Source organism: Natronoarchaeum rubrum (assembly GCF_024494695.1).
The window spans coordinates 1-25,785 of the sequence record NZ_JANHDP010000006.1 but is presented as its reverse complement, the minus strand read 5'-3'; the positions used below and the strand labels follow the sequence as shown (position 1 = coordinate 25,785).

Annotated in this window: 25 protein-coding genes and 1 pseudogene; 14 read left to right on the top strand and 12 right to left on the bottom strand. The window is 67.4% G+C overall.

What is annotated here, in order from left to right; all coding sequences use genetic code 11:
* The first annotated feature begins 67 nt into the window (after positions 1-67).
* Entirely contained in the window at positions 68-2,653 is a 2,586-nt protein-coding gene (locus tag NO931_RS15345; RefSeq protein ID WP_256393235.1) for a disk-shape morphogenesis protein volactin, read from the top strand.
* Positions 2,654-2,770: 117 nt separating this feature from the next.
* Complete coding sequence (locus NO931_RS15340; RefSeq protein WP_256393498.1) at positions 2,771-3,460, top strand: type 1 glutamine amidotransferase domain-containing protein; 690 nt, start codon at positions 2,771-2,773, stop codon at positions 3,458-3,460.
* A 23-nt stretch (positions 3,461-3,483) separates the two neighbouring features.
* Here NO931_RS15340 and NO931_RS15335 read toward each other — a convergent pair whose 3' ends face one another.
* Both NO931_RS15335 and NO931_RS15330 read right to left on the bottom strand, forming a co-directional pair.
* Positions 3,484-3,630: a PhlB family protein gene (locus NO931_RS15335; RefSeq protein ID WP_256393234.1), complete on the bottom strand. Its 147-nt coding sequence runs from the start codon at positions 3,628-3,630 to the stop codon at positions 3,484-3,486.
* Positions 3,631-3,913: 283 nt separating this feature from the next.
* On the bottom strand, positions 3,914-4,444 hold the full coding sequence (locus NO931_RS15330) for a 50S ribosomal protein L16 (RefSeq protein ID WP_256391803.1): 531 nt from the start codon (positions 4,442-4,444) through the stop codon (positions 3,914-3,916).
* Between the two features lie 194 nt (positions 4,445-4,638).
* Between NO931_RS15330 and NO931_RS15325 the strand changes: the two genes are divergently transcribed.
* Entirely contained in the window at positions 4,639-4,851 is a 213-nt protein-coding gene (locus NO931_RS15325) for a DUF7120 family protein (protein WP_256393233.1), read from the top strand.
* A gap of 95 nt (positions 4,852-4,946) precedes the next feature.
* Here the strand turns inward: NO931_RS15325 and NO931_RS15320 are convergent, their stop codons facing one another.
* The 4 genes from NO931_RS15320 to NO931_RS15305 all read right to left on the bottom strand — a co-directional run bounded on the left by NO931_RS15320 (position 4,947) and on the right by NO931_RS15305 (position 8,710).
* Positions 4,947-5,672, bottom strand: coding sequence for a guanosine phosphorylase (locus tag NO931_RS15320; protein ID WP_256393231.1), 726 nt, complete (start codon positions 5,670-5,672; stop codon positions 4,947-4,949).
* 53 nt (positions 5,673-5,725) lie between these two features.
* Positions 5,726-6,595 (bottom strand): ATP-dependent ribose-1-phosphate kinase, encoded by an 870-nt coding sequence (locus tag NO931_RS15315; RefSeq protein WP_256393230.1) that lies wholly within the window; start codon positions 6,593-6,595, stop codon positions 5,726-5,728.
* Between the two features lie 47 nt (positions 6,596-6,642).
* Positions 6,643-7,473: a DUF63 family protein gene (locus tag NO931_RS15310; RefSeq protein ID WP_256393229.1), complete on the bottom strand. Its 831-nt coding sequence runs from the start codon at positions 7,471-7,473 to the stop codon at positions 6,643-6,645.
* A gap of 199 nt (positions 7,474-7,672) precedes the next feature.
* On the bottom strand, positions 7,673-8,710 hold the full coding sequence (locus tag NO931_RS15305; protein WP_256393228.1) for a ribose 1,5-bisphosphate isomerase: 1,038 nt from the start codon (positions 8,708-8,710) through the stop codon (positions 7,673-7,675).
* 93 nt (positions 8,711-8,803) lie between these two features.
* On the opposite strand from NO931_RS15305, the gene deoC reads away from it, so the two are divergent.
* On the top strand, positions 8,804-9,466 hold the full coding sequence (gene deoC / locus NO931_RS15300) for a deoxyribose-phosphate aldolase (protein ID WP_256393227.1): 663 nt from the start codon (positions 8,804-8,806) through the stop codon (positions 9,464-9,466).
* A gap of 43 nt (positions 9,467-9,509) precedes the next feature.
* Here the strand turns inward: deoC and NO931_RS15295 are convergent, their stop codons facing one another.
* Positions 9,510-11,450, bottom strand: coding sequence for a PGF-CTERM sorting domain-containing protein (locus NO931_RS15295; RefSeq protein ID WP_256393226.1), 1,941 nt, complete (start codon positions 11,448-11,450; stop codon positions 9,510-9,512).
* 243 nt (positions 11,451-11,693) lie between these two features.
* Here NO931_RS15295 and NO931_RS15290 point away from each other — a divergent pair, with 243 nt between their 5' ends.
* The 5 genes from NO931_RS15290 (at position 11,694) to NO931_RS15270 (ending at position 17,336) form a co-directional block, all read left to right on the top strand.
* Positions 11,694-12,947, top strand: coding sequence for a tRNA (N(6)-L-threonylcarbamoyladenosine(37)-C(2))-methylthiotransferase (locus NO931_RS15290; RefSeq protein ID WP_256393497.1), 1,254 nt, complete (start codon positions 11,694-11,696; stop codon positions 12,945-12,947).
* A gap of 143 nt (positions 12,948-13,090) precedes the next feature.
* Positions 13,091-13,387: a PadR family transcriptional regulator gene (locus tag NO931_RS15285; protein WP_256393225.1), complete on the top strand. Its 297-nt coding sequence runs from the start codon at positions 13,091-13,093 to the stop codon at positions 13,385-13,387.
* A 115-nt stretch (positions 13,388-13,502) separates the two neighbouring features.
* Entirely contained in the window at positions 13,503-14,057 is a 555-nt protein-coding gene (locus NO931_RS15280) for a J domain-containing protein (protein WP_256393224.1), read from the top strand.
* A 124-nt stretch (positions 14,058-14,181) separates the two neighbouring features.
* Positions 14,182-15,432, top strand: coding sequence for an ATP-binding response regulator (locus NO931_RS15275; protein ID WP_256393223.1), 1,251 nt, complete (start codon positions 14,182-14,184; stop codon positions 15,430-15,432).
* Positions 15,433-15,614: 182 nt separating this feature from the next.
* On the top strand, positions 15,615-17,336 hold the full coding sequence (locus NO931_RS15270; protein WP_256393222.1) for a GTPBP1 family GTP-binding protein: 1,722 nt from the start codon (positions 15,615-15,617) through the stop codon (positions 17,334-17,336).
* A gap of 40 nt (positions 17,337-17,376) precedes the next feature.
* On the opposite strand, the gene NO931_RS15265 is transcribed toward NO931_RS15270, so the two are convergent.
* Positions 17,377-18,036 carry a helix-turn-helix domain-containing protein gene (locus NO931_RS15265; RefSeq protein WP_256393221.1) on the bottom strand — a complete coding sequence of 220 codons (660 nt, stop codon included), beginning with the start codon at positions 18,034-18,036 and terminating at the stop codon, positions 17,377-17,379.
* An 87-nt stretch (positions 18,037-18,123) separates the two neighbouring features.
* Between NO931_RS15265 and NO931_RS15260 the strand changes: the two genes are divergently transcribed.
* From NO931_RS15260 to NO931_RS15250, 3 genes are read left to right on the top strand one after another with little or no spacing between them, the layout of a single operon-like run.
* Complete coding sequence (locus tag NO931_RS15260) at positions 18,124-19,167, top strand: NAD-dependent epimerase/dehydratase family protein (protein WP_256393220.1); 1,044 nt, start codon at positions 18,124-18,126, stop codon at positions 19,165-19,167.
* Positions 19,168-19,197: 30 nt separating this feature from the next.
* The gene (locus NO931_RS15255) at positions 19,198-19,773 is read left to right on the top strand and encodes a magnesium transporter (RefSeq protein WP_256393219.1); all 576 of its coding nucleotides are present in this window, start codon (positions 19,198-19,200) and stop codon (positions 19,771-19,773) included.
* A gap of 37 nt (positions 19,774-19,810) precedes the next feature.
* Positions 19,811-20,383: a magnesium transporter gene (locus tag NO931_RS15250; RefSeq protein ID WP_256393218.1), complete on the top strand. Its 573-nt coding sequence runs from the start codon at positions 19,811-19,813 to the stop codon at positions 20,381-20,383.
* A gap of 145 nt (positions 20,384-20,528) precedes the next feature.
* Here NO931_RS15250 and NO931_RS15245 read toward each other — a convergent pair whose 3' ends face one another.
* The 3 genes from NO931_RS15245 to NO931_RS15235 form a co-directional block, all read right to left on the bottom strand.
* On the bottom strand, positions 20,529-21,368 hold the full coding sequence (locus NO931_RS15245) for a hypothetical protein (protein ID WP_256393217.1): 840 nt from the start codon (positions 21,366-21,368) through the stop codon (positions 20,529-20,531).
* A gap of 320 nt (positions 21,369-21,688) precedes the next feature.
* Positions 21,689-22,897, bottom strand: a complete 1,209-nt coding sequence (locus NO931_RS15240) for a potassium channel family protein (RefSeq protein ID WP_256393216.1) — start codon at positions 22,895-22,897, stop codon at positions 21,689-21,691.
* Positions 22,898-23,142: 245 nt separating this feature from the next.
* Complete coding sequence (locus tag NO931_RS15235; protein ID WP_256393215.1) at positions 23,143-23,697, bottom strand: metal-dependent hydrolase; 555 nt, start codon at positions 23,695-23,697, stop codon at positions 23,143-23,145.
* A gap of 140 nt (positions 23,698-23,837) precedes the next feature.
* On the opposite strand from NO931_RS15235, the gene NO931_RS15230 reads away from it, so the two are divergent.
* Complete coding sequence (locus NO931_RS15230; RefSeq protein WP_256393214.1) at positions 23,838-24,500, top strand: sensor histidine kinase; 663 nt, start codon at positions 23,838-23,840, stop codon at positions 24,498-24,500.
* A gap of 123 nt (positions 24,501-24,623) precedes the next feature.
* Complete coding sequence (locus NO931_RS15225) at positions 24,624-25,541, top strand: NAD-dependent epimerase/dehydratase family protein (RefSeq protein ID WP_256393213.1); 918 nt, start codon at positions 24,624-24,626, stop codon at positions 25,539-25,541.
* Positions 25,542-25,699: 158 nt separating this feature from the next.
* On the opposite strand, the pseudogene NO931_RS15220 reads toward NO931_RS15225, so the two are convergent.
* A pseudogene (locus NO931_RS15220) lies at positions 25,700-25,785 on the bottom strand (IS6 family transposase); the annotation flags it as partial.

Below are 25,785 nucleotides of genomic sequence, written 5' to 3'. Positions count from 1 at the left end.
GCGCGATCAATCGAGGTTCGTCGGCGCAACAACCATTACACGCGGCGAGTATAGCCTGCGATAACAGATGGCATCCGGACTCGACGTTGACGCGCGCCACGCGGTCGTCGCACCAGAGGGCGGCGACGCGCGGACCGAGCGCGCCGCGTACGTGGAACTCCCGACCGACGAGATGGTGCTGGACATGCTCTCGAGCGCCGACGCCGAGTACGTTGAGCGCGGCGACAGCGCGTTCGCGGTCGGCGACGCCGCCGCGGACTTCGCGGACATGTTCAACGCGACGACCGAGGAGCTCCTGCCTTCGGGGATTCTGGCGGGCGACCGCGACGCGGGCGCCGACCTGCTCGAACTGCTCGTCGCCCGCGTCGCGGGCGAGGCCAAGGCCGAGGGCGAGCCGATCGGCTACGCCGTGCCGCCCGCCCCCGTCGACGCCGGCGGAGACGCGCTCTACCACCGGCGGACGCTCGGCGACCGACTGACCACCCTCGGATACGATCCCGTCCCGATCGACCGGGCGACCGCGGTTGGCTACGCCGAACTCGCCGACGAGGATCTCACCGGACTGGCGATCGCGCTCGGCGCCGGCACCACCGACGCCGTCCTGCTCGATCGGGGCGCGCCGGTCGCCCGCGTCGGCCTCGCGCGCGGCGGGCGCTGGATCGACGAGCAGGTCGCCGAGGCGACCGACCGACCGATCGAAGCCGTCGCCGCCGAGCGCGACGCGTTCGACCTCGAACGCCCCGGCGACGACGGCGTCGACGGCGTGCTTTCGGTGTACTACGAGAACCTGCTATCGTACGTCGCCGAACAGCTCGCCCGGAATCTCCCTTCGGACGCGCTCGATCACGATGGGCCGGTACCGGTCGCGGTGGCGGGCGACGCATCGATCCCCGACGGCGTCGCACCGGCGCTGGCCGACGCGCTCGCCGGCGTCGAACTCCCGTTCGAGATAGGCGATGTTCGCGTCGCAGACGATCCCCGCACGGCGGCGGCTCGCGGCGCGCTCGTCGCTGCGACCGAGCGCGACGCCGACGCCGCGGTGCCGGAACGTGCGCTCGACGACGCCGACTTCGTGCCCGCGCTGGCCGTGGCGTCGAGCCCTGCTGAGGAGCCAGCGGCGTCCGACAACGCCGCGGCGCCAGTCGAGGGGGCACAGTCGACGCTCACGGACGACGCCGATGGAGCGTCCGGAGCCGCGGGCGGTTCGAGCGGGCTCCCCGGCGGTGACGGCGCCGACGCGACTGCTGGGGCGAGTGCGGCCGTCGCCGACGCGGCGGGCGACGACGCCGAACTCCGCGCGGCGGTCGACGACCTCGAATCGGAAGTCGCGGCGTTGACCGAGCGCGTGGACGATCTCGCGGATGTCGCTGCCCGTGCGGACGCCGTCGACGGCGTCGAGTCCGATATCGACGACCTCTCTGCCCGCGTCGACGAACTAGCCGCGGTCGACGCGGCGGCGCTCCGTGACGACGTCGACGAGCTGTCGGCCGAGATAGAGGCGGTGGCCGACCGGCTCGAAGACGCCGAGGGGCAGGCGACCGACGATCTGGTCGAGGATCTCGCCGCCGCTACCGATCGCCTCGACGCGCTGGCCGACCGCGTCGAGGAGCAGGAGGCGGCCGTCGAGAGCGTCGACTCGAAGGTCGACGCGGTCGCCGACGACGTCGGTGCGGTCGAGAGCGAGGTCGCCGCCGTCGAGGACGAGGTCGGCACGATCGACGAAGACGTCCGGACGATCGTCAAGGCCGTCGAATCGTTCGAAGACGAGGTCGACGGCCTCGCCGAGGCGGAAACGGTGGCAGAACTGCGGACCGAGTTGGCGACAGCTCGCGAGCGAATCGACGACATCGAGGGCGAACTCGCCGACGCCGAAGACGCCGCTGCGCTCCGCGAATCGGTCGAGGACGCCGCGTCGCGGATCGACGACGCCGAAGCCGATATCGACGAGCTGTCGGGTCGGATCGACGACTACGACGAGCGACTCGACGACCACGACGAACGGCTCGAAGCCCACGACGAGCGATTCGACGACCACGACGAACGGCTCGAAGCCCACGACGAGCGACTCGACGACCACGACGAACGGCTCGAAGCCCACGACGAGCGATTCGACGATCTCGACGGGACGGTTGCGGAGCTGGAATCCACCGTCGATGATCTCGAAGAACGAGTCGACGCCGCGGAGTCATCGCTCGACGACGCCGCAGACGCCGAGGCGCTGGCCAGCGTTCGGGAGGACGTCGACGCGATCAGGGAGGGCCTCGACGCGGTCAGGGAGGACGTCGATGCTGTCGACGAGGGTGTTCACGAAGTTCGCGCGGACGCCGAATCGGCGCGCGAGACGGCGTCGGACGCCCGGGACGTAGCAGCGGACGCGCGGGAGTCGGCGTCGTCGCTCGAAGCCCAGGTCGAGACCGTGCGCGACCTCGCCGCCGCGGCCGACGACCGAGAGGAGCCACGCGACGAAGCCGAACTGCGGCGCCTCGCCGCACAGGAGGCGCGGCGACAGGTTCTCGCGCCCGTCGCCGGAGCGGCGGGCGTCGCCGGCCTCGCGGCGGGCGCCACCGCGGCGATCCTGGAGTTCCTGCTGGTCGGCGTCGCGCTGGTCGCCGTCGGCGTCGTCTGTCTGGCGGTCGCTTGGCGGGCCCGGTGAGCGCGTCGGCCGACGGTTGTGGGGCGGCCAGCGATCCGATTCTTTTGGGTGCGTCGGCCGCGGCCAGCGACTGGGCGGTGGCGGTCCTTTATTGAGTCGCTCGCCCTACATCCGATGATGACATCTGCTCTGTTCGTCGTCAGTGAAGAGGGTTACTGGGGAGAAGAATGCGTGACGCCGCTGGAACTGCTCTCCGACGCCGGGGTCGACATCGACGTCGCGACGCCGAGCGGCGGCAAGCCGGTCGTCGACGACCGATCGATCGATCCCGACGAGGTCGGGGAGGAGACCGCCGAGCGCGTCAAAGACGTCCACGAGAACGACGAGCGCATGGCCGACCCGATGCCGCTGGCCCAGGCGTCGGCGGACGAGTACGACGCCGTCGTGTTCCCCGGCGGGCACGGCACCGAGTGGGACGTCAACCAGGACCGTCACGCTCGCACGCTGCTGCGCGAGGCCGTCGAGGGTGAGGACGGCAAAGCGATGGTGGTCTGCCACGCGGTCGGCATCCTCGCCTTTACGCGCGACAGCGACGGCGAGATCCTCGTCGACGGGCGGGAGATCACCGGGTTCCCGAACGACTGGGAGGAGAACATCGTCGACGAGAACGATCGCATGCCCGACGGCCGGAAGCTTCCCTACTACGTCGAGGACGAGGTGACGGCGGTCGGCGCCGAATGGGACGCCGAACTCGACGCCGAGGAGAGCGTCCGCGTCGACGGCGACCTGCTCACGGCCCGGGGACCGGGATCGTCTCACGCCGGCGCGACGGAGCTACAGCGTGCGCTCGGAGTTCAGTCAGACTGAGCGGGCGGCGAGACGAACTGCGGCTAAATCTCGTAGCGAACGACGTCCCGGGCGCCGCACTCGGGGCAGACGACGATGGTCGGCTCGACGGACGTTCCGCACCGTCGACACTCGCAGACCACTGAATTCGCGCTCTCGTCGGCTCCGAGCAACCGGTCGAGCACTGACATACTGGTTGCATTGTGGGTGATCACTATAGTAATGCGAACCATTACGCGGGGTTCGCGAGGGTAAGAAGCCATTTTACGCTGATGCCGTCCGGGAGTTTCCGGATACTGACTAATACGTGCCGTAAACTTGCGTCGAGTCGTCGATCGACCGCGGCTACGGCCGCGAATTCCCGCTGGAAAAACGAACCGCGTCGGCCGGCCTCGTCGTGGCTGCTCTCACCAATTTCGGCAGACTGATCGAACGAAGCAAGCGGTGGGCAGGAATCGGGGAGAGTGGTCTCTGTCAGGAGACGAGTTTGTCCTCGCCGCGCTCGACGACGATGCGACAGGGCGGCGAGAGCTTGTTGTACGACCGGCGGAAGGCCTCCTTGACGACGGTGGCCTGCTCGACGGTGCAGTAGGCGGTGAAGATGCGGTCGCCCTCGGGAATGCGGGCGGCGGTGCCGACGATCTTCCCGAACGCCTGACGCATCCCGTCGGACACACGGTCCGCACCCGCGCCGGTTGCCTGCTTGTTCTCCCGGATGACGTGGTGGGGGAACTTCCGGAGGATCATCTTGTAGTTGCCCTCGCCGAGTTCCTTGATGAGGTGGCGGTTCGCCGAGAGGCGGGACGCCTCCAGAGAGCCGTGGCGGAGCTGGACTTCTTCCTCGGTGACGAGGCTGATCTGGACGGGGTAGTCCTCGGGGTCCGATTGGAGGTCGCCCATCTGGTGCTGTGCGATCTTCGAGCCGGGGATGCCGCCCATGAACTCCTTGCGGGTGTAGGGCGGCTTATCGATATTCCGGTACATCGAGGCCGGTTTCTCTGCCATGGTTACTACGGTGGAGAACGGCGAGTGCGCCAATAAGGGCTTCGATGGCACCCCGGCGCCGTGCGTGACTCTCACATCCGCGTCGCGGTGGACGCTCGTCGTCGCCGCGGAACCTCGATCGAGCGACTCGCGTCGCCGCACTTCGCACTCCCACCAACAGTTAAATCCCCCTTTGCCGAAGCCATAGCTGTCAGATGGCGAACGTCGAGATCACGGTCCCCGAGCAGCTCGAGATGCAGATCGCGCAGATGGTCGAACAGGACGAGTTCGTCACCCGAGAGGAAGCCGTCGAGGAACTGCTCTCGACGGGGCTGAAGGCGTACAAGACCAGCGGCCCGATGGACGACGACGAGGCCGGGTTCGAGGACGACGGGATGATGGGCCACGACGACGAGTACGTGTTTTAGCGCCGTCGTTCGGCTGCGGCGTCGAGACGCCGGAGTTCGAACGGTCGTCGCGGGCGGACTCGGAGAGTGGCGTCAGAACGACTCGGAGCGCCGCCTCAGAGCGACGCCGCGGCGTCGAGCGCGATGTCGATCGCCCGCTCGACGTTGTTCTTTGCCTTCTCGGGCAGTTCGTCAGCGTCGGTCTCGCCCTTCTGTGTCCCCTCGACGAGGTTGCCGTCGACCGTGCAGATCGCGCCCGAGCGGAGACCCTTCCGGCGGGCGAGCGTGAAGATCGCCGCGGCCTCCATCTCGACGGCCAGCACGCCGGCCTCGTCCCAGGCTTCGACGTACTCGTCGGTCTCGGCGTAGAACGCGTCGTCGGTGGCGACCGGCCCGACGTGGACATCCTCGTCGTTGGCTTCGGCGGCGTCGACGAGCCCGGACAGCACTTCGTAATCGGGGACCGCGGGGTAGGTGTCGGACTCGTAGCGGCCCGTCGTGCCCTCGTCCTTGGCGGCGCCGGTCGCGACGACCATGTCGCCGATCTCGATGCCGGACTGGAGCGCTCCCGTGGTGCCGACCCGGAGCACGGCGTCGACGCCGACCGCGGCCAGTTCCTCGATCGCGATGGCGGCCGACGGCGAGCCGATCCCGGTCGAGCAGATCGTCAGCGGCGTCCCCTCGTACTCGGCGTTGACGATCTTGTATTCGCGGTTCTCGGCGACGACCTCGGAGCTGTCGCAGTGGCCGGCGATGCGGTCGACGCGCCCGGGATCTCCCGGTAGCAGCGCGACGTCTTCGAGGTCTCCCGATTCGACCAGCAGGTGGGGCTGTTTCGCCATGGGAACTCCTTCACCCGAACGCGAGAAAAAACGCGCGCTTGTCGTCGGTGACGCTACTCGCCCAGCACGGTCTCGATTTCGGCCCACGAAAGCGCGGTCCGCGCGCCGGTTCGCTCGGCGGCGAGCGCCCCGCAGGCGTTGCCGACCGCGAGCGCGCGCTCGTGATCGGCATCATCGAGCCAGACCGCCAGAAAACCCGCAGCGAAGGCGTCACCGGCGCCGCTGGTGTCGACCGGATCGACGCCGAAGCCCGCGTGACGCCAGGTTTTCTCGGCGTCCAGCGCCGCGGCGCCGTCGGCGCCCCGCTTGACGACCACCGTGCAGTCGGCCGCCAGCGAATCCTCGAGTTCGGCGACGGCGCTGGCCTCACGGTCGTTGCAAAACACCAGGTCCGCGAGCTCGAACGTGCGCGAGAAGTCGCGATCGGGCAGCCGCCGGCCGGGGTCGAAGCTCACCGGCACGTCGGCGTCGACCGCGATCTCGGCGAGTCTGGCGGCGGTTTCGGGGCGCTGGCTCGTCAGGTGGAGATGATCCGCCCGCCGGACGCATTCGGGGTCGACGTCGTCCGGACCGATCGCCTCGTTGACGCCGTCGTTGCCCAGCACGGCGACCTCGCCGTCGTCGGCGATCAGCAGGTACTTCACGGAGGTGGCGGCGTCGGCGACCGTCGCGAGCCCGCCGACGTCGATGCCGGCGGCGTCGAGTTCGCGCCGGACGAGCCGGCCGTTCTCGTCGTCGCCGACGCTGCCGATCAGCCCGGCGTCGACGTCGAGACCGGCCAGCGCGACGGCGACGTTGGCCGCGCTCCCGCCGCCCGAGCGGTACTGGTTCTTGACCAGCGATTCGCCGTCGGGGCGAGGGAGCCGATCGAGTGCCAGCGTCACGTCCCAGTTGACGTGCCCGGCGGTGAGAACGCGCGCCATACGGTCTGTTCGAAACTGAGCGCCGCGGGAGAAAACGCTGTCGGGCCCTACAGCCCGCCGATCGCGAACACCAGCAGGTTCTGGATCCCCGGACCGAGCCCGACCGCGGCGACCAGCGCCAGCAGCAGGCGCGCCTGCGTGGGCTCTTCTTTGACGTACTCGCGGAACAGCACGACGACGGCGCTCGCGATGAACAGTTTGACGAACACGAACAGCCAGCCTGCGCCGATCAGCTCCGCGGTCGGCAGCGCGTCCCCGATCTCCAGGACGAGCCGCGAGAGCGGCGTCCGCTCGCTGACGTTCGGGATCACGTCGTAGCCGATCGCCGTCGAGACGCCGTCGATCGCGTGGGCGGCGATCACGACGACGCCCGTCGCGCCGGTGACCGACGCCGACTCCGTGAACGCGAGGCTCAGGAGCACCCACGCTATCGCGGTGACGACACCGGAGACGACGAGCGCGATCACCGGCCAGAACGGCGCGAGCGTCCCGTTGTTGATCCCCTGGTACACCGCGAACACCGAGAAGGTGATCAGGATCGCGGCGCCGATCGTTCCGAGCGTCCGGTCGGTCGATCCGTGGGTTCGGACCTCCGCGGAGACGCCCGCGAACGCCCACGCCAGCCCGGTGACGATCGCCATCGTCGCGTACACCGCCGGCGCGCCGAACAGCGGCTCGACGCCGCCGGGGAACGTCCCCAGCCGTTCGAGCCCGTGGAGGACGCCGCCCACCGCCAGCCACGGGGACAGCGCGACGACCGTCCAGTTCGTCACCGGCGGCCGGAGAAGGTAGACGAGTCCGACGACTCCGATCACCCCCACGACGAGCCCGATCGCGTACGGCAGCGGTGGCATCGCCAACCCTTCCGGTAATACCATATCTGACGAAGGCGAACGGCAACCGTGAAAACCTTCCGGTTGGATGCGCTTTAATTACTTACTAACATCCGATAGAAAACATTCGGGCCCCCGTGGGAGAAGCGTCCATCGGCTCCGCTGCTGTTCATCGACCGCGTTACCGAGTCACTCGACCGCGTTACCGAGTCACTCGACCACGCTATCGCGTCTCTCGGTCCTGCTATCGCGTCCACGGCGCCGCGACGTCCTCGCCGAACAGCTCGCGCATCAGCGTGACGATGCTCTCGGGCGGGAACTGGCCTCGCTCGGTGACGATCGCATCGACGAACCGCGGCGGCGTCACGTCGAACGCTGGGTTGTCGACGGCGAAGCTCCCGTCGTCGGAACGTTCGCCCTCGTTGCTGCCGACGATTGCCGTCCGCTCCTCGTCGGTGAGCACCTCGCTCTCGGCGCGGCGCTCGATCTCGACGGTGTGGCCGGTCAGCGTCTCGGGGTGCAGCTTGATCGTCGCCGCCGCAACCATCACCGGAACGCCCTGCTCGCGGGCGACCACCGCCAGCCCGCTGGTGCCGACCTTGTTGATCACCGAGCCGTCGGCCGCGATGCTGTCGGCGCCGACGAGCACGTGGTCGACCGATCGGAGGTGACGTCGCGCCGCGCCGTCGACGATCAGGGTCACCGGCACGCCCCACTCGCGGAGTTGGCGGGCGGTGATGTGGCCCTGCTTGCGCGGGCGGGTCTCCTTGACGATCGCCTCGATCTCCTTGCCGTCCTCGACCGCGGCCTCGACGCAGGCCAGCGCGTCCGTCGAGTGACAGTGGGTCAGCACCGTGTCGCCGTCCCGGAGCCGGTTGGCGCCGATGCGACCGAGCCGCGACTGGGCGGCCGCGACCGTCTCCCGGAACTCCGCGGCGCGCTCGACGACCGTGGCTCGGAGCGTCGAGACGTCCCGTCCGTCGGCCGCCGCGGCCACCTCGTCCAGTTCCTTGAGCACGTATCGGAGCGCGTTCGGCAGGCTCACCGCGGTCGGTCGGGTGTCGTGGAGCCGCCGGGCCGCGGCGCGAAGCTCCGCGCGAAGCGCTCCCGGCGTCTCGGCGTCGCTCGTCTCGGCCTGGGTTGCCAGCGCCGCCGCCGCGGCGTCCGCGATGGCGGCCGCGCCGCGGATCTCCATCGCGGCGATCGCTGCCGCGGTCGCCTCGACGTCGGGGTGGAGGGATAGATCGGCGTCGGGATGGCCGGCGGGCTCGTCGTCTGCCATGCGATGTGGTACGGACTGGCACGACAAAAGCCGTCGGGGCGACGTTCGGCGTCGACCTGCGGCTTTTTCTCGCTGGCCGCTCTCGACGGGCGCATGGAGTACGCCGACTTCCCCGAGCGGATCGACCACACCGTCCTCGGCCCCGAGACGACGCCGGCGGACGTCCGCCGGGTGCTCGACGAAGCCGACGAGTACGGCACGAACGCCTGCGTTCCGCCGTGCTACGTGCCGGAGGCCGTCGCCCACGCGCCCGAAGTCCGACTCGTCACCGTTGCCGGGTTCCCTCACGGTCAGGAGCCGACCGCGATCAAAGTGCAGACCGCGGTCGACGCCGTCCGCGCCGGCGCCGACGAGGTCGACGTGGTGGCGAACGTCGGGCGGCTGCGCGCCGGCGAGGACGACGCCGTGGGCGAGGAGCTCGCGGAGGTCGTCGCCGCGGTCGCCGCGCCGGTGAAAGTGATCGTCGAGGCGCCGCTGCTCGACGACGCCGAACTCCGGCGGATCGCCGAGCTGGCGGTCGACGCCGACGCCGACTATCTCAAGACCGCGACCGGGTTCGCCGATCCCGCGGACCCGAACGTTTCGAGCGGCGCCACGGTTCACGACGTCGAACTGCTCGCGGAGTACCGTCCCGTGAAGGCAAGCGGCGGGATCGGCAGCTACGAGCGCGCTCGCGAACTGATAGACGCCGGCGCCGAGCGGATCGGCGCCAGCGGCGGCGCGACCATCGCGGCGGAGTATCTCGACGGTCGGTAAGCGCGCGAAAAAAGATCGTCGGCTGCGGGGTTCGGTGTCGTTCTCAGTCTCGGCGACGGGCGAGCAGCGCGGCGCCGACCAGCGCGATCGTCGCGACGGCCGGGCCGAAGCCGGGCAGGCTGGAGTCGGACGCCTCGTCGTTCTCGCTGCTATCGTCGTTCAACCCGAGGAACTGCTCGGCGCGCTCGGTGTCCATCGTGTTGAACGAGCGGTCCCAGTCCCCGCCGGTGTTGATCTCGGTCGAGGAACTGGCCACTGCGAGGTCGCTGACGGCGTCCTCGTCGGCGCCGGACTCGACGAGCCCATCGACGTGGACGTGCATCTCGCCGGAGTCCTCGTCGCCGAGGTTACCGGCGATCTGCGTGACGGTGTGGCCGCCGAACGCCTCGCTGACCTGATCGCCCAGCGCCGACATGTTGTCGAACTTGGCGCCGGCCTCGATCGTCACGCTCTCGGAGTCGACGCCGACGTCGATCTTGCCGGTCTGGAACTCGGAGTTCTTGAGCTGCTGGAGGATGCGCTCGGTCTCCTCGCCGGTCGACGGATCCTGGGACGCCGACTGGATGATCGAGTCGACCATCGTGCCGACGAGATCCTCCTGCTCGACGCTCATCGACATATCCGCGCTGAGACGCTCGCCATCGGTCTCGGCGTGCAGATCCATCGTGACGTCGTTCTGCGCGGCGTCGATGCCGTTGTCCTGAAGTTCGTCGACGTACGCGGCCCAGTTCTCCGTGTCGCTGGAGGCCTCGGCGCCGACGTCGATCGTCTCCTCGGTCGCGCTCATGTTCGCGGACCACTCGACGGTCTGACGCAGGTCCGCAGCCTGCTGGGCGTCGAGCATCGTCTGCATCTGCTGGATGCTCTCGGTGACGTTCTCGTCGGTCGACTGGCTCTCGGCGATGTCGAGCGTCGAACTGACCGCATCGCCGTAGTTAGCGACCTCGACCTCCCAGCTACCCGTGGCGCCGGTGTCGGTCGTCTCGACGCTGGCTTCGAGCGTCCGGAGCTCGACGTCGACGATGCTCTGTGCGACCGTGCTGGCCTCCTCCTGGCTCAGACCGAGCTCGGAGTCCTGCGCGAGCTGGGTCTCCAGCGCGCTCGCGACGCCGTCCTTGACGTTCTCGTACTCGACCGTGTAGGAGATGTCCAGCGTGTAGCCGGTGCTTGCCTCCTCGAAGGAGTAGTCGTCGATCGTCACGGTGCTGGTGCCGCCGAAGCTCTCGGCGATGCCGCCGAACTGGCTTTCGAGAGTCTGCTTGGCCGCGGCACGGTCCTCCCAGCTACCGGCCTGGAAGGAGCTGACCGGTTCGGTTCGGTCGATCGTCATGCTGTAGCCCGACCCGGTGTCCTCGACGCTCAGATCGTACGCCACGTCGGTCGGGATCGCCGCGGTGGCCTCGAACTGGCCGCTCGTCGAGAACGTGTCGGCCGACGTGCTCATCCGGCCGCTGGTCTGGAACGACTCCAGCTGAGCCGCTCCGCCCTCGTTGGGAACGGACGCCGAGAAGTCGGCGTCGAACGTGTTGGTCTCGCTGGTTCGCTCGCCGGTCACGTCGAGCGCGAGCGATTCGAGCTCTTCGGGCTGATCCATGCCGAACGTACCGTTCCCGACGAAGCGATCCTGCTCGAGCAGCAGCGTCAGCCCGCCGCTGGCGTTCTCCTCGAGCTCTTCGGAATCGCTTTCGACGAGGACGTGGGCCAGCCCTTCGCTGGCGGACATCCCGATGTCCATCGTCCGAAGGTCGCTGCTGGCGTCGCTGTCCTCCTCGGTCTGGTAGACGAGGACGGCGTCGCCGTTCTCCTCGACGTAGATCTCGTCGGCGGCGTCGACGTTCTCTGCCGACTGTATCGCTGCGCCGTCGATGTTCGTTTGCGCGGCCCCGTTCGTGCCGGCCGCGCCGATGATGCTCACCACGAGCACGGCGACGAGGAGGGCGGACGTCGCCGCGCCGGCGGTTACTGTGAATTTCCTTTCAACCATGCTACCAGTATTTAGCTAGCTGCTACTTATATCTTCATCCATCTTTCGACACTTCTTGGATGAATAATTTCGTCATATGTGTATTCGTCGACGTTTCCACCGGCCAGGGTCCATATGGACCGCTTCTTTCGTTTGCCAAACGGTCACTAACAACACGGGGCGTCCGTGAGCCTCGCGCGCCGTCGAGACGCGGGTGGTTTCGTCGTGCTTTTTGCCGCGCAGCCCCCATTCGGTGACGACGCGATGGCCCGCTACCACATCGAGACCTACGGCTGCACGTCGAACCGGGGTGAAAGCCGGCAGATCGAGCGCAAACTGCGCGACGCGGGCCACCGACCCGTCGAGGGGCCGTCCGAGGCGGACGTCGCCATCATGAACTCCTGTACGGTCGTCGAAAAGACCGAGCGCAACATGCTCCGTCGGGCCGAGGAACTCCAGTCCGAGACCGCCGACCTGATCGTCACGGGTTGCATGGCGATCGCGCAGGGCGAGGAGTTCGCCGACGCGGGCATCGACGCTCGCGTGCTCCACTGGGACGAAGTTCCCAACGCCGTCGGCAACGGCGAGTGTCCGACCACGACGGCGGGCACCGAGCCGATCCTCGACGGCGTCGTCGGCATCCTGCCGATCGCCCGCGGCTGCATGAGCGACTGCTCGTACTGCATCACCAAGCACGCCACCGGCAAGATCGACTCGCCGCCCGTCGAGGAGAACGTCGAGAAGGCCCGCGCGCTCGTTCACGCGGGCGCCAAGGAGATTCGAATTACGGGGCAGGACACCGGCGTCTACGGCTGGGACGAGGGCGAGCGCAAGCTCCACCGCCTGCTCGATCGTATCTGCTCGGAGATCGACGGCGACTTTCGGGTTCGAGTCGGGATGGCCAATCCGAAGGGGATCCACGGCATCCGCGAGGAGCTGGCCGACGTGTTCGCCGAGCACGACGAACTGTACAACTTCATCCACGCGCCCGTCCAGTCGGGCTCGAACGACGTGCTCGGCGACATGCGCCGGCAGCACCAAGTCGAGGAGTTCGTCGAGGTCGTCGAGACGTTCGACGACCGGCTCGATTACTGGACGCTCTCGACGGACTTCATCGTCGGCTTCCCCAGCGAGACCGACCGCGACCACGCCCAGAGCATGGCGCTGTTCAGAGAGACTCGTCCCGAGAAGGTCAACGTCACGCGCTTCTCGAAGCGGCCGGGCACCGACGCCGCCGACCTCAAGGGCCTGGGCGGGCAGGTCAAGAAGGACCGCTCGAAGGAGATGTCCGAACTCAAGCAGGAGATCGTCGCCGAGGCCTACGACTCGATGGTCGGCGAGACGCGCGAAGTGCTGGCCGTCGAGGAAGGCACCGGCGACTCCGTGAAGTGCCGCGACGGCGCCTACCGCCAGATCATCGTCCAGAACGCCGGCGAGCGCGGCGTCGAGGTCGGCGAGTTCCTGGAGGTCGAGGTGACCGGCCACAGCACCGTGTACGCGTTCGGCGAGCCGGTCTGACCGCGAGCTTCTGGCCGTGATGACGGGAAAATGGTGTAATCTCGGTGACTGCTATAACTCGAAAGATGTTATTTACCGAGTAACAGAAGCATACGTCGTTTCAGATAGCAAATAACGATAGTGCGAATCGAGGGAGTGAGCGTATGACGTTATTCGACAGGACGGCGTTCCAGCGGGACCTCCTGTTCATCATCGCGAGTACGGATCGACCGTCGGGACAGGACATCAAAGCGCGCTTCGAGGCTGAGGCGACGACCGACGTGAACCGCGGGAACGTCTATCCGAATCTGGATACGCTCGTCGAGGAGGGGTTCGTCGAGAAGGGCCGACTCGACAGGCGGACGAACTACTACTCGCTGACTGAGAAGGGGTTTCACCGCCTCAGGCAGCGCCACGAGTGGGAACGAGCGAAGCTGGGCTCCGTCCGCATCGAGAGCTGAGGATCGGTCCTGCGACTGTCGACCACCTGACCCTCCCGCACGCGCGAACCGCGACTTCCGGCGGATCTCCGGGGCGCACGAGAGTATATGAATGCTGGAGCACGTACGCCCATCCGTGCAGCGATCGCCGCTCTTGATGGCCCTGGCCGGCGTCTTCGCCGTCATGGCCGTCCTGCAGTTCGTTCTCGCGCTTCGCTTTAGTCTGTTTTTCCTCACCATCGCCGCGGCGTTCGGGCTGGCGTCGTATCTGGTGTGGTACCACGCCTCCGGACGGATGGCCGATCGCGTCCGCCAGCGCGCCGCGGCCGGCGAGTACGAGCGACGGGAGCAGTCCCGAGGCGGCTTCGGCGCCGGACCGCGCGAGCAGCGGTTCCGCGACACCCGCGGGCCGTTCGCCGGCGCCCGCCGTGGCGGCGAGGGAGGCGGGCGTCGCAGACGCGGCGGACCACGCGGACAGCGAGCCCGCAACGGGAGTCAGGCGGTCGCCGAAGGCCCGACGCCGGCCGAGGCCGCCCGGGTGCTCGGCGTGACGCCCGACGCCGACCAGGCCCGGATCAAGAAGGCCTACCGGCAGAAGGTCAAGTCGGTTCATCCGGACACCGACGAAGGCAGTGAGGAGGCGTTCAAGCGGGTGAACCGCGCCTACGAGACGTTGACCGACGACGGATAGCTGGCGGGCTGTTTTCCGCCGGTAACTCTCATAATACCTGCCGGTAGGCGGTAAGTAAATGTAGTGTCTGACAAGAAATATATCGCAATAAGAGATATGTATCCGGGGCAGTATTCTCGGGTAGATGCGAGAATCGGTCACCGTCCTGCACGTCGACGACGACGAGGAGTTCGCCGCGCTGACTGCCGACTACCTCGCGGTGGAGGACGATTCGCTGGACGTGACCACGCTCCACGATCCCGACGCTGCGCTCGAACTGCTGGCAGTCGACGACGTGGACTGCGTCGTCACGGATCTGGACATGGGGACGAGCGACGGCATCGAGTTGGTCGAGCGCGTGCGGGAGCGCGCTCCCGGCGTGCCCTGTCTCCTCTTTACCGCACGGAACAACGAGGCGCTCGTCGAGCGGGCGCTCGACGCCGGTGCGACCGAGTACCTTCAGAAGGGCCGTCCCGCACAGTTCACATTGCTGGCCCATCGAATCCACACGGCCGTGTCGGTCGGGTCGCCGGAGTGTGGCGTCGACGCCGAACAACCGACCGCCGGACGCACGGACGCCGAACAACCGACCGCCGAACGCACGGACGCCGAACAACCGACCGCCGAACGCACGGACGCCAAACAGGCGACCGACGGCGGCGCCGACACGGTTTCCGCGGGCGACGCCGTCGCCGAAGCCACCGCCGCAGATGTACCGCACGACGCCGACGCGGGCGCGTCCGGACCCGACGGCGTCCGCTCGCCCGACGAGCGGATCGAGGAAGTCGCCAGCGTGGTCAGCCACGATCTCCAGAACCCGCTGACGATCGCCCGGGGGTATCTCGAACGCGCTCGCCGGGACGGCGACGAGGAGTACTTCGAGCACGTCGACGAGGCGCTCGCGGAGATCGGCGAAATCGGCGACGCCGTCGTCACGATGGCCCGTCTCGGCAAGCGCGTCGAGCGGTTCGATCCGATCGACGTCGAGTCGCTGGTCCGCTCGTGCTGGGGCGAACTCGAGCCGCCCGAAGCGACACTCGTCGTCGAGGAGATTCCCACCGTCTCCGGGCAGTACAACCGCCTGTTCGAGCTGTACGAGTGCCTGTTCGAGAACGCCATCCGGTACGGCTCGACCGAGGACGCCCCGGTGACGATCACCGTGGGCGCGACCGAGACGGGGCTGTTCGTCGCCGACGACGGACCCGGAATCCCCGAGGACCAGCGCGAGCAGGCGCTCGAAGCGGGATACTCGACCGAGCAGGTCCGGCCCGGACTGGGGCTGTCGATCGCTCGCGCCGTCGCGGAGGCCCACGGCTGGCGGCTCTCGCTCGGCGAGAGCGACGCCGGCGGACTCCGGGTCGATCTCGATGGCGTTCGGTTCGATACCGAGGGCTGAGTCGGGGCGGCGACCTGCGGTGCGGTGACTTCGAGCTACGGGGTATTTGCTTCTCGAAACGCTGACTTCCGCCTCGGAGCGGCCCCTCTCACTCGACGATCGGCCGATTCAGCCGGACGAATCGTGCGTGTCACTGTCTGTCGGTGGGAAGTCTTTTGGTAACGGTTCCCTAAGCGAGCGATATGAGCCCCGACCGGGCCGTGCTCGAGCGGGCGATAGAGCGCGGCGAGCGGGAAGGCGGCAGCGTCGAGTTCAAGGAGCGACTCCAGCGGGACGTGCACCTGTCGGACGGTCGCCGCGAGAGCCTGGCGGCCCAGCTCCGTCACCGCGTGCTCTCGGGCGACGGCGAGGCGACGTACGTCGTCGGCGTCACCGACGAGGGCGGACTGGCTGGTATTCCGCCCGCGCAGTTCTCCGAGTCGATGGACGTGCTGAGCCTGCTGGCCGAGGAGGCCGGCGCCCACATCGAGGACGTCCAGACGTGGGGCGTCGATCCGTCGAACGCCGACTCCGCGGCGAACCGCTCGCCGCCGGGCGACGCCGGTGGCGAGGGCGGGCGCGGCGACGGCACGCACGGCGGCACTCGCGGCGACGCCGTCGGGCAGGACGCGACGAGCGGACTGGTCGGCGTCGCGACGATCCGCGAGGGCGGCATTCTCGACGTCGACGACAGTCACATCGTCGTCGGCACCGCGGGGCACGTCGACCACGGCAAGAGCACGCTCGTCGGCTCGCTCGTGACCGGGCAGGCCGACGACGGCGACGGCGGGACGCGTGGCTATCTCGACGTCCAGCCCCACGAGGTCGAACGCGGCCTCTCGGCGGACCTGTCGTACGCTGTGTACGGCTTCGACGACGACGGCCCGGTCCGGATGGACAATCCCCACCGCAAGTCCGATCGGGCGCGAATCGTCGAGGAATCCGACCGGCTGGTGTCGTTCGTCGACACGGTCGGCCACGAGCCGTGGCTCCGGACGACGATCCGCGGGCTGGTCGGCCAGAAGCTCGACTACGGCCTCCTGACGGTGGCGGCCGACGACGGACCGACCAAGACGACCCGCGAACATCTCGGCGTGTTGCTCGCCACCGAGCTGCCGACGATCGTCGCGATCACCAAGGCCGACGTCGTCTCGGAGGACCGCCTGCGCGAAGTCGAGCGAGAGATCGAGCGCATGCTCCGCGAGGCCGACCGCTCGCCGCTGCGGATCGATCGCCACGGCGTCGACGCCGCCGTCGAGGAGATCGGCGAGACGGTCGTGCCGATCGTCACCACCAGCGCCGTTCGGATGGAGGGCGTCGACGTGCTCGACGAGCTGTTCGAGCGCCTGCCCAAGACTGCCGGCGCCGACGGCGAGTTCCGGATGTACGTCGACCGCACCTACAACGTCACCGGCGTCGGGGCGGTCGCCTCGGGAACGATCATGTCCGGTGAGGTCGAGGCGGGCGACGAACTCCTGATCGGGCCGATGCCGGATGGCGGGTTCCGCGAGGTCGAGGCCCGGTCGATCGAGATGCACTACCACCGTGTGGACCACGCCGAGGCCGGCCGGATCGTCGGCATCGCGCTCAAGGGAATCCCCGAATCCGAGGTCGAGCGCGGGATGGTGCTGATCCCCCGGGAGTCCGAGCCGACCGCCGTGCGCGAGTTCGAGGCCGAGGTGATGGTGCTCAACCACCCGACGCGGATCGACGACGGCTACGAGCCGGTCGTCCACCTCGAAACCGTCAGCGAGGCCGCCGCGTTCTACCCCGAGGGCGGGACGCTGCTGCCCGGCGACAAGGGCCGGGCGACGGTCCGGTTCAAGTTCCGGCCCTACCTCGTCGAGGAGGGCCAGCGGTTCGTCTTCCGCGAGGGACAGAGCAAGGGCGTCGGCACCGTGACGGACGTGCATCCGGCGGAGTAGGGCCGAACCTTCGCGGTCCGCGGTCGTGTTTTTTGCGTCGCTACGTCCTGAGTACCGATCGCACGACTTTGGCTTCGGCCTTCCGAAGGTGCTCGGCGGCCGTACTCGGCGCGCAACCGATCGCTTCGGCGACGTCCTCGTGGCTCGCTTCTCGGGGGATCTCGTAGTACCCGAGCGAGAGTGCGGCTTCCATCGCCGTCCGCTGGCGATCGCTCAGTAGCCCCGCTTCGACGCCCGGCACCGCGGCCAGGCCGCCGATCTCTTCGACCGTCACGTCGACCGGGTCGGGCAGCCGCTCGATGGCCGCCTGGATCTCGTCGCCGGGGCCGAACACCGAGTACGACACGGTCCCGTCGGCCGCGTACTCGATCGGCGGGATCACGACAGCCGGGCTTCGATCGACCGCCTCGAACATTTTTCGTACCGGTTCGTTCGTCGCGTCAAGCACGTACGCGTAGAACTCGCCGGCGCCGGCGCGCGTCAGTTCGATGTCGATCACCTCCGGGAACGACTCGGCGGCCGCCCGGAACCGCTCGGCGTCGCCTTCGACGTAGTGCATGATGCCGAGTTCCTCGCCCGAGTAGTTCCAGTGCATCGCCGTCGCGCGCTCGACGAACGGCGCGTTGGCCATCACGTCGTACATCGGGTGGATCTCGGCCTCGCGGCCGCCCGCGTCGAGGGTCAGCCGGACGTGCTTCATCGGCGGCGGCTACGGACGCCGCTGTTAAAGCTCCCGGGCCAGTCCCGCAGCGGAGACTCGGCGTCGGGGGACGTAGCTCATCCCGTCATGAGAGTGTTCGTCACCGGCGCGACTGGCGTTCTCGGTCGCAGGCTCGTCGAGCGACTCGCGGCTCGCGGTCACAGTGTGGTCGGTCTAGCGCGCGACGACGCGGCCGCGGAACTGATCGAGGCGCGCGGCGGCGTCCCGCGGCGCGGCGACGTGCTCGATCGCGACTCGCTGGAACGGGCGATCGACGCGCCCGACGCCGTCGTCCACGCCGCGACCGCGATTCCGACCGAGTCGAAGCCGAGCGAGGCCGCGTGGGAGCGAAACGACCGCGTCAGGCTGGAGGGCGCGAAAAACATAGTCTCCGTCGCGGGCGACGACGCGGACCAAATCCTGTTTCCCAGCGTCGTCTGGGTCGCCCGCCAGCCCGACGGCTCGGCGTTCGACGAGACCGCGACGCGGCATCCGACGCGCGCGACCCGATCGGCGGCGGAGACCGAGGACTACCTGCGCGACGCCGGCGCTGAGCGGGGCTTCGACGCCGCGATCCTGCGCTGTGGCTTCTTCTACGCGCCCGACGCGACCCACACCCGGCAGTTCGGCGAGCAGTTGCTCGCCGGGCGGCTGCCGGTCGTCGGCGGCGGGGCGCTGGGTCGGCGCGACGCCGAACTGTCCTGGCTCCACGCCGACGATGCGGCCGCGGCGTTCGCGGACGCCGTCGACGCCGAGGCGTCCGGGCTGTTCCACGTCGTCGACGACCGCCCTGCGACCGCCGCCGAGTTCCTCGGCGAACTCGTAGATCGGGTCGACGCGTCAGCGCCGCGGCGGATTCCCGCGTGGCTGGCGCGCGCGTTCGTGGGTGCGGAGAACGCGACGCTGCTCTCGCAGCCGATGCCGACGACCGCAGAGCAATTTCGGTCCGCGACCGGCTGGGAGCCCGTGCATCCGACCTACCGCGAGGGGCTCCGGCAGGTCGTCGAGGCGTGGAAACGCGACGGGACGATCCGGGAGGCGGCCGACGGGTACGAGTGGGTCGGACGCGACGACGGATCGGGGGCGAGCGGTCGGCGAACGGCGGCCGATGCCGCCGCGGACGCTCGGTAGGTTTAACATTCGACTGGATGACAGTCGCGTATGGACGTCCGCCGGGAGGTCTGGCAGGTCTACCGGGAGTCCCTGCCCGTCCTGCTGGCCAGCCTCGTCGGCGGATTGATCGCCGGCACAGTTTTGGGTTCGGACGCGATGACCCGCGCGTTCGAGCAGTTCCCCGGGATGTGGCTCCTCCTGCCAGCGTTTCTGGCGACCCGGGGGAACGTGTACGGCTCGCTCGGGGCGCGCGTCGCCAGCGGCATCCACCAGGGACTGCTCGAACCGGAGTTCGAGTGGCAGCAGCGGCTCGTCAACGCCGTCGTCGCGTCGTACGTGAACGGCGTCGCAATCTCGGTGTTCATCGCGACGGCGTCGTGGGCGCTGCTGGCGCTGCTCGGGCGCGACTCGGCGAGCCTCGTTCAGCTGATCGCCATTCTGCTCATCGCGGGGACGCTGACGGCGGTCGTGTTGATCGCCGGGCTGCTGACGCTGATCTTCGCGAGCTACGAGCGCGGGATGGACCCCGACAACCTGGTCGGCCCGATCGTCACGACGATCGGCGACATCTTCGGCGTGTTCTTCCTCTACGTCGCGCTCGTGACGGTGGGGGTGGTGCTGTGATCACGGCGAGTGCCGCGCGGCTGGAGGTGCTTCGCCGATGAGCTCGGCGGACGGCGTCGGCGCCTGGACGATCCCCGGCATCGTGCGCCGGATGGTGCCGCTGCTGGCCGCGCTGAGCATGCTCGAGCTCGGCTCGGGCCTCGTGCTCGACACGTACGAGGCGTTCCTGGCGGAGTATCGGGTGCTGGCAGTGCTCGTCCCCGTGATGATCGGCACCGGCGGGAACCTCGGAGCGATTCTGAGCGCCCGGCTCTCGACGCGGCTCCACCTCGGGACGCTGTCGTTCGATCCTCGCGACCCGGTGCTGTGGGTTGACGTGCTCGCGACGCTCGCGCTCGCGGCGACGGTGTTCGGCGTCACTGGCGTCGCGGCGTTCGCGATCGGCCACCTGCTCGGCGCGCCGATGGGGCTGGTCGACCTGCTGGTGATCTCGATGGGCAGCGGCATGTTGCTCGCGCTCGTCGCGTCGGGGCTGAGCATCGGCGCGACGTACGCGTCCTATCGGTTCGGCGTCGATCCCGACGAGACGACGATCCCGATCGTCACGAACGTCACCGACGTCTTGGGCGTCGTCATCCTGTTCGCCGTGGCGCTGACCGTGTTGCGGTGACATTAGCAGTAGTTGGAGATCGGTTTATTATTCGGAGTTCTCCTCGAAATTCCCGTTCAGTATAGGTGAAGGATGTATCAGTACCAGTCATTGTAATCTCGAAACCTTGCAACAGGCTATGGAAGGGAACGAACAGTGAGGACACTCACCAGTGGGAGTCGTATATAATCGAGACGTAATATATCGTTCCCCTCCACCGGGTTATCCAGTCGTCCCCGATAGCCGTTTCGTATTCTTTGAACCGTTCGACGAGGCTCGTGAGGGCGTCGTTGTCCGAATTACCACTAGTTCCTCCGTCGATGGCATCCTCAAAGATTTCTCGCTCGGCCTCCGAGAGGCCCGATAGTTCGAACTGGTGTTCATCTACCAGTTGATGGCGATACTCGCTGACTGAAGAGGCGACCCTCTGCCCGACGAAGATGTAGCTGTCCGGGTTCGTCGTGGTGAACTCGAATCGGTACGGTGCGCCACCGATGAGAACCACCTCCTGCGTCTGATTGCCGACGAGTTCTGACTCAAAGACCCTGTTCTCCTCGTAGGCGACGAGTCCATCGAGCGACCCAGACTCGTCACCGAACCGCCACCGATGCGGTTCCAGTACACGACGGTCGGCCTCTGGGAGTTCGTCGAACGGTGTCTGCTCACCGTCGATAGTGTCAGCGGCAGGAACGGCTTCGAACTGGTAGCATTCTCGCTGGTCGGTCTGCCAGTAAACCACGTCGTAGAGTGCATCCTGATACAACATGGGAGGGCCAGTGAAATGTTCTGTTTCTTCAGTAAGCCCGTCTGTGAGACCACCGGCGACGATATCGGCCAACAACTGCTCCCGGGTGTTAGACAATTCCCCATCTCCGGTCAGGCGGTCTTTCACCAGTTCGTCGTTGAAGATCGACGCCGAAATAGTGGAGTCGTTCCCCAAACATCCAGCGCAGACTCCAGCAACCCCAACTGCAGCCCCACTCAGCAACTCACGTCTTGAAACCACGGTGTCATATATGTAGAATTATCATATATAAATTTTCCGTTCGAGATATATTATGAATGCCCCGACAATTTAGTGAAAAATAACGAGATTGGCCAACGCGGCTTTACTACCTCGTGAAACAAGCGAGTACGCTCTTCTGTGGACTACGGGGTGTAGCCCTGTTCCTCATAATGGGTACTGCGATGGTATGGACCTTGATGCAATTCTTTTGAGAGATTCGCACACGCACTTAACGAACTCACTTGACTCCGCCTCAAGCAGATTTCTAAATAAGGAAACTGCGCTACTATCTACTGTCAGGGCTGGAAGGGCAGCAGAACTCAGGCGTTCGCCAGCTTCTCGAAGGTTTCGGCCGACGTGCGCGTCCCCTTGGCGATCAGCACGTCGCCGGCGACCAGTTCGGTCTCGCTATCGGCGACCAGCAGCCACCCCTCGTCGGGCCGCCGGATCGCGATGACGCTCATGCTCACCTCGGTGTCGGGAATCCCCTCGACGACGTCCGTGCCGACCAGCGGGCTTCCCGGCGCGATCTCGACCCGAGAGATGATCTCGTCGCTCTCCTTGACCGCGAGCTCGACGACGGGATGGACCTCGATGTCTCGCAGCACGCCCTCGCTGATCTCCAGGGCGGCGTCGCTGATCACCTCGGTCGCGATGCCGAGCCGGATCAGCCCGCGCAGCACGACGGGGTCGTCGGCGTCGGCGGCGGCCCGGAGCGTCCACGCCTCGAACCGGGACTGCAGGGCGTCGACCTCGACCTCCAAGTTCCGGACTTCCTTGGCGAGTTCGACGTTGTCGAAGAGGATGCTGCTGTAGGCCAGATCGACCGCGAGCTCGCTGAGGTTTTTCATGTGGACGATCGAGTCGACCGCTCGATCCAGGTCGGCGACGCCGGGCTCGTCGACTTCCGGGGGCTCGTAGGCCTCCCCGGTGTACGTTTCGTAGACCTCCGCGATCGACTGGTCGGGACCGCGAAGGATCACGACGTCGGCTGGCTCGACCGTGGTTTCGGGGCCGGGGTTGAGAATCCACTCCGGCCCCCGGCGGATCGCGATGACGCGGACGCCGGTCCGGGATTCGAGGTTGACGTCTTCGAGCGTCCGTCCCGCAAAGTCGGAGTCGCGGGCGACGGACCCCCGGACCAGCATCTCGACGGCCTCGGGGATCGCCGCCCGCATCGCCTCGGGTAACCCCATCTCCTCGATGACGATCTTGGCGACGTCGCCGGCGGCGTCGCTGATCTTCTGGGCGCCGCCGACGACGCCGAGCACCGGCGCCAGCCGCTCGGTGTCGGTCGGGTTGCGCGCGGCCATCATCAAGCTCATCCGGGCGCGCATCTGGAGCACGCCCATTTTCTCCTCTAAGGTGAGAACCTCGCGGGCGACGGCCTCGCTCCCGTGGAGCACCGCGGAGTACGACAGATCGATCAGCAGCTCCGAGGTGTCTTTCATCTCCACGAGGACGTCCTTGACGCTAACCGGCTCGTAGTCGATCGACTCCGACGGTACGTCGCCCTCGTAGGGTCCCATGCGAGTTGCTTTCGCGCCCAAAATAAAAGAGTTTGTCACCCCGTGGCGAACCCCGGCGTCACGACGCCGCTGTGGGGACGGTGGACTCGCAACGCCGCTGTGAGGCCGGGTGGACTCGCGACGCCGCTGTGAGGTCGGTTGGACTCGCAACACCGCTGTGAGGTTGGGAGAGTCTCACGACGCCACTGTGTGGCTGGGGGCACCACGACGCCACTGTGAGGCAGCAGGACCGGAGACAGCCGCTCTCAGGTGACGGCCGCGCCGAGGCGTTGCCACGCCGCAACGAGGACATCGAGTCCCGGCAGCCCGTCGCGCCACCAGACTGCGGCCGCGATTGCCGTCAGGACCAGTTGAGCCGTGAAGTATCCCGTCAGATCGATCCCCGTCAGGTGCGCGAGGAACGACTGTGTCTCGTCGTACGGCGGCACCGACAGGAGCGGCCACAGCAGGAAGCGGGCGTACGCCGGGTCGCCCCACGCCAGCGACGGTACTGCGTCGGCGAAGACGTGCGCGAGATAGCCCAGCCCGAACGCGAACGCCCACTCCGTGTGACCGCGGCGTCCGGCGAGCGCGTAGGTCGCCGCCAGAAACGGGAGGACGATCGGGAGCGCGTGGGCGAGCGTCCTGCCCGTGGGGAGCACGCCCGCGGTCCACGCGAGCGGTTTGTCGACCAGATCGGGGGCCTGCGTGCCGAGCGCGAGCCAGACGGCCGCACCGCTCGCCGGACGTGAGTCGGTTCGTCCGCGGGCGATCGCGGCGTACAGCAGGTATCCGACGGCGGCGTGTCCCCAGGGCCACATGTCCGAGTCGGCCGTCACCCGGATCGGCAAAGAGTCGTTCGCATCGTGCCGGCGGAGAGCGCTCTGGGTCGGGAAAATGGGGCAACAATCGGGGGATTCATCGCCGTTATGTTAGTATGACTGAAAGTTCGAGCAGGAGGATGGGGAACGATCTGACTGAGACTGACTTCGAAGACGAGGAGGTGCTCGAGGAGGTCGCACAGGTGCTGTCTCACGACCTGTCGAACCTGCTCACGACCGCTCGGAGTTCGCTGGAGTTGGCGCGTCGGCAGCACGACGACGAGCACATAGAGCGGACCGCCGCCATTCTGGATAATTCGGAACAGTTGGTCGACGGCGTCGTGACGCTGGCCCGCACCGGTCGGCAGTTCGACGAGGTGTCCCCGACCGATCTCGGATCGGTCGCCGAGAGCGCCTGGCTGTCGATCGATGAACCGGGAGTGTCGCTCCGCGTCGAGGACTCGATCCGGATCGAGTCCGATCGGGGTGGCCTCCGGTTGCTCCTCGAGAACCTGTTCCAGAACGCGATCGAACACGGACCGGCCGAGGAGACGGTGACGGTCGGCCCGCTCGAACGCGATGGAACGGCGGGGTTCTACGTGGCCGACGACGGCGACGGCTTCGAGATGGACGATCTCGACGCCGCGTTCGAGTCCGGCTACTCGACCGCCGAGGATCGGAGCGGTCTCGGACTCGCGATCGTCCGTCGGATCGCAGACGCCCACGACTGGACGATCACCGTCACCGATGGGCGGGCGGGCGGGGCCCGTTTCGAGATTGCGGGCGTCGACCGTACGGAGTGAGGGCTCAGTCATTTTTATCGCCGCTTCGTTCCCCCTCTTGTCGCGGCTTCGTTCTCGATCTTCGGCCTCTCCGATCACATCGTGTAGATAACCTTTTCACTCTCCGCGGGGGTTCCTCGAACAATGCAGGACAAGCGGATTCTGGTGACCGGTGGTGCGGGCTTTATCGGATCGAACTTGGCGAACGAGCTGGCCGCCGAGAACGACGTGATCGTGGTCGACGACGGCTACCTCGGCACGCCCGAGAACCTCGACGACGGCGTCGAATTCCACGAGGTGAGCGTGCTCGAGGAGGATCTCCCGACCGACGTGGACGTGGTGTTCCACCTGGCGGCGCTGTCGTCGTACGCGATGCACGAGGAGGACCCGACGACGGGCGCGCGGGTGAACGTCGAGGGATTCGTGAACGTGGTCGAGCAGGCCAAAGCCGACGGCTGTGACACGGTCGTGTACGCGTCGACGTCGTCGATCTACGGCAGTCGGACCGACCCCTCGCCCGAGGCCATGGACGTGACGGTGAACACGGGCTACGAGGCCTCGAAGATGGCTCGCGAGAGCTACGCGGAGTACTTCTCGAACCACTACGATCTGACCGCGGCGGGGATGCGATTTTTCTCGGTGTACCAGGGCTACGGCGGCGCCGAGGAACACAAGGGCGAGTACGCCAACGTGATCGCGCAGTTCGCCGACGACATCGCGAACGGCGAGGCGCCCAAACTGTACGGTGACGGCGCGCAGACGCGGGACTTCACCCACGTCTCGGACATCGTGCGCGGGCTGGTGCTGGCGGCCGAGCACCGACTCGACGGCGTGTACAACCTCGGCACGGGCGAGGCGTACGATTTCAACACTGTCGTCGACCTCATTAATGACGAACTCGGTACCGATGTCGAACCCGAGTACGTCGAGAACCCGATTCCCAAGGACGTGTACGTCCACGACACCTGTGCCGACCCCTCGAAGATGCGCGAGGCGACTGGCTGGGAACCGCAGATCGACTTCGAGGAGGGTATCCGGCGCGTTTGCGAGCAGTACAAGTAAAGCGGTCGTGACGCCGTTTCCCGACGTCGGGCGGCGTCCAAGTGGATCGTCTCTCTCGCTGCCTTCGGGTGTCTCTCGTTGCTATCGATCGGTTTCCCGGCGGCTCGTCACACCCACACACCACCGGTTCAAGTGCGGCGGTGTTTCGGTGGTCGTGTTCAGATAAGCTGATTCCATGCAAATGCGAACGATCTGAGCCACTGATCAGCAGTTTCTGCTTTGGCGTGGCTAAAGCTATTACTAA

Excerpts from the sequence above, each read along its gene's own strand:
- NO931_RS15345 (WP_256393235.1), top strand. The coding sequence starts at position 68 with ATGGCATCCGGACTCGACGTTGACGCGCGCCACGCGGTCGTCGCACCA.
- NO931_RS15340 (WP_256393498.1), top strand. The coding sequence starts at position 2,771 with ATGACATCTGCTCTGTTCGTCGTCAGTGAAGAGGGTTACTGGGGAGAA.
- NO931_RS15335 (WP_256393234.1), bottom strand. The coding sequence starts at position 3,630 with ATGTCAGTGCTCGACCGGTTGCTCGGAGCCGACGAGAGCGCGAATTCA.
- NO931_RS15330 (WP_256391803.1), bottom strand. The coding sequence starts at position 4,444 with ATGGCAGAGAAACCGGCCTCGATGTACCGGAATATCGATAAGCCGCCC.
- NO931_RS15325 (WP_256393233.1), top strand. The coding sequence starts at position 4,639 with ATGGCGAACGTCGAGATCACGGTCCCCGAGCAGCTCGAGATGCAGATC.
- NO931_RS15320 (WP_256393231.1), bottom strand. The coding sequence starts at position 5,672 with ATGGCGAAACAGCCCCACCTGCTGGTCGAATCGGGAGACCTCGAAGAC.
- NO931_RS15315 (WP_256393230.1), bottom strand. The coding sequence starts at position 6,595 with ATGGCGCGCGTTCTCACCGCCGGGCACGTCAACTGGGACGTGACGCTG.
- NO931_RS15310 (WP_256393229.1), bottom strand. The coding sequence starts at position 7,473 with ATGGTATTACCGGAAGGGTTGGCGATGCCACCGCTGCCGTACGCGATC.
- NO931_RS15305 (WP_256393228.1), bottom strand. The coding sequence starts at position 8,710 with ATGGCAGACGACGAGCCCGCCGGCCATCCCGACGCCGATCTATCCCTC.
- deoC (WP_256393227.1), top strand. The coding sequence starts at position 8,804 with ATGGAGTACGCCGACTTCCCCGAGCGGATCGACCACACCGTCCTCGGC.
- NO931_RS15295 (WP_256393226.1), bottom strand. The coding sequence starts at position 11,450 with ATGGTTGAAAGGAAATTCACAGTAACCGCCGGCGCGGCGACGTCCGCC.
- NO931_RS15290 (WP_256393497.1), top strand. The coding sequence starts at position 11,694 with ATGGCCCGCTACCACATCGAGACCTACGGCTGCACGTCGAACCGGGGT.
- NO931_RS15285 (WP_256393225.1), top strand. The coding sequence starts at position 13,091 with ATGACGTTATTCGACAGGACGGCGTTCCAGCGGGACCTCCTGTTCATC.
- NO931_RS15275 (WP_256393223.1), top strand. The coding sequence starts at position 14,182 with ATGCGAGAATCGGTCACCGTCCTGCACGTCGACGACGACGAGGAGTTC.
- NO931_RS15270 (WP_256393222.1), top strand. The coding sequence starts at position 15,615 with ATGAGCCCCGACCGGGCCGTGCTCGAGCGGGCGATAGAGCGCGGCGAG.
- NO931_RS15265 (WP_256393221.1), bottom strand. The coding sequence starts at position 18,036 with ATGAAGCACGTCCGGCTGACCCTCGACGCGGGCGGCCGCGAGGCCGAG.
- NO931_RS15260 (WP_256393220.1), top strand. The coding sequence starts at position 18,124 with ATGAGAGTGTTCGTCACCGGCGCGACTGGCGTTCTCGGTCGCAGGCTC.
- NO931_RS15255 (WP_256393219.1), top strand. The coding sequence starts at position 19,198 with ATGGACGTCCGCCGGGAGGTCTGGCAGGTCTACCGGGAGTCCCTGCCC.
- NO931_RS15250 (WP_256393218.1), top strand. The coding sequence starts at position 19,811 with ATGAGCTCGGCGGACGGCGTCGGCGCCTGGACGATCCCCGGCATCGTG.
- NO931_RS15240 (WP_256393216.1), bottom strand. The coding sequence starts at position 22,897 with ATGGGACCCTACGAGGGCGACGTACCGTCGGAGTCGATCGACTACGAG.
- NO931_RS15235 (WP_256393215.1), bottom strand. The coding sequence starts at position 23,697 with ATGTGGCCCTGGGGACACGCCGCCGTCGGATACCTGCTGTACGCCGCG.
- NO931_RS15230 (WP_256393214.1), top strand. The coding sequence starts at position 23,838 with ATGGGGAACGATCTGACTGAGACTGACTTCGAAGACGAGGAGGTGCTC.
- NO931_RS15225 (WP_256393213.1), top strand. The coding sequence starts at position 24,624 with ATGCAGGACAAGCGGATTCTGGTGACCGGTGGTGCGGGCTTTATCGGA.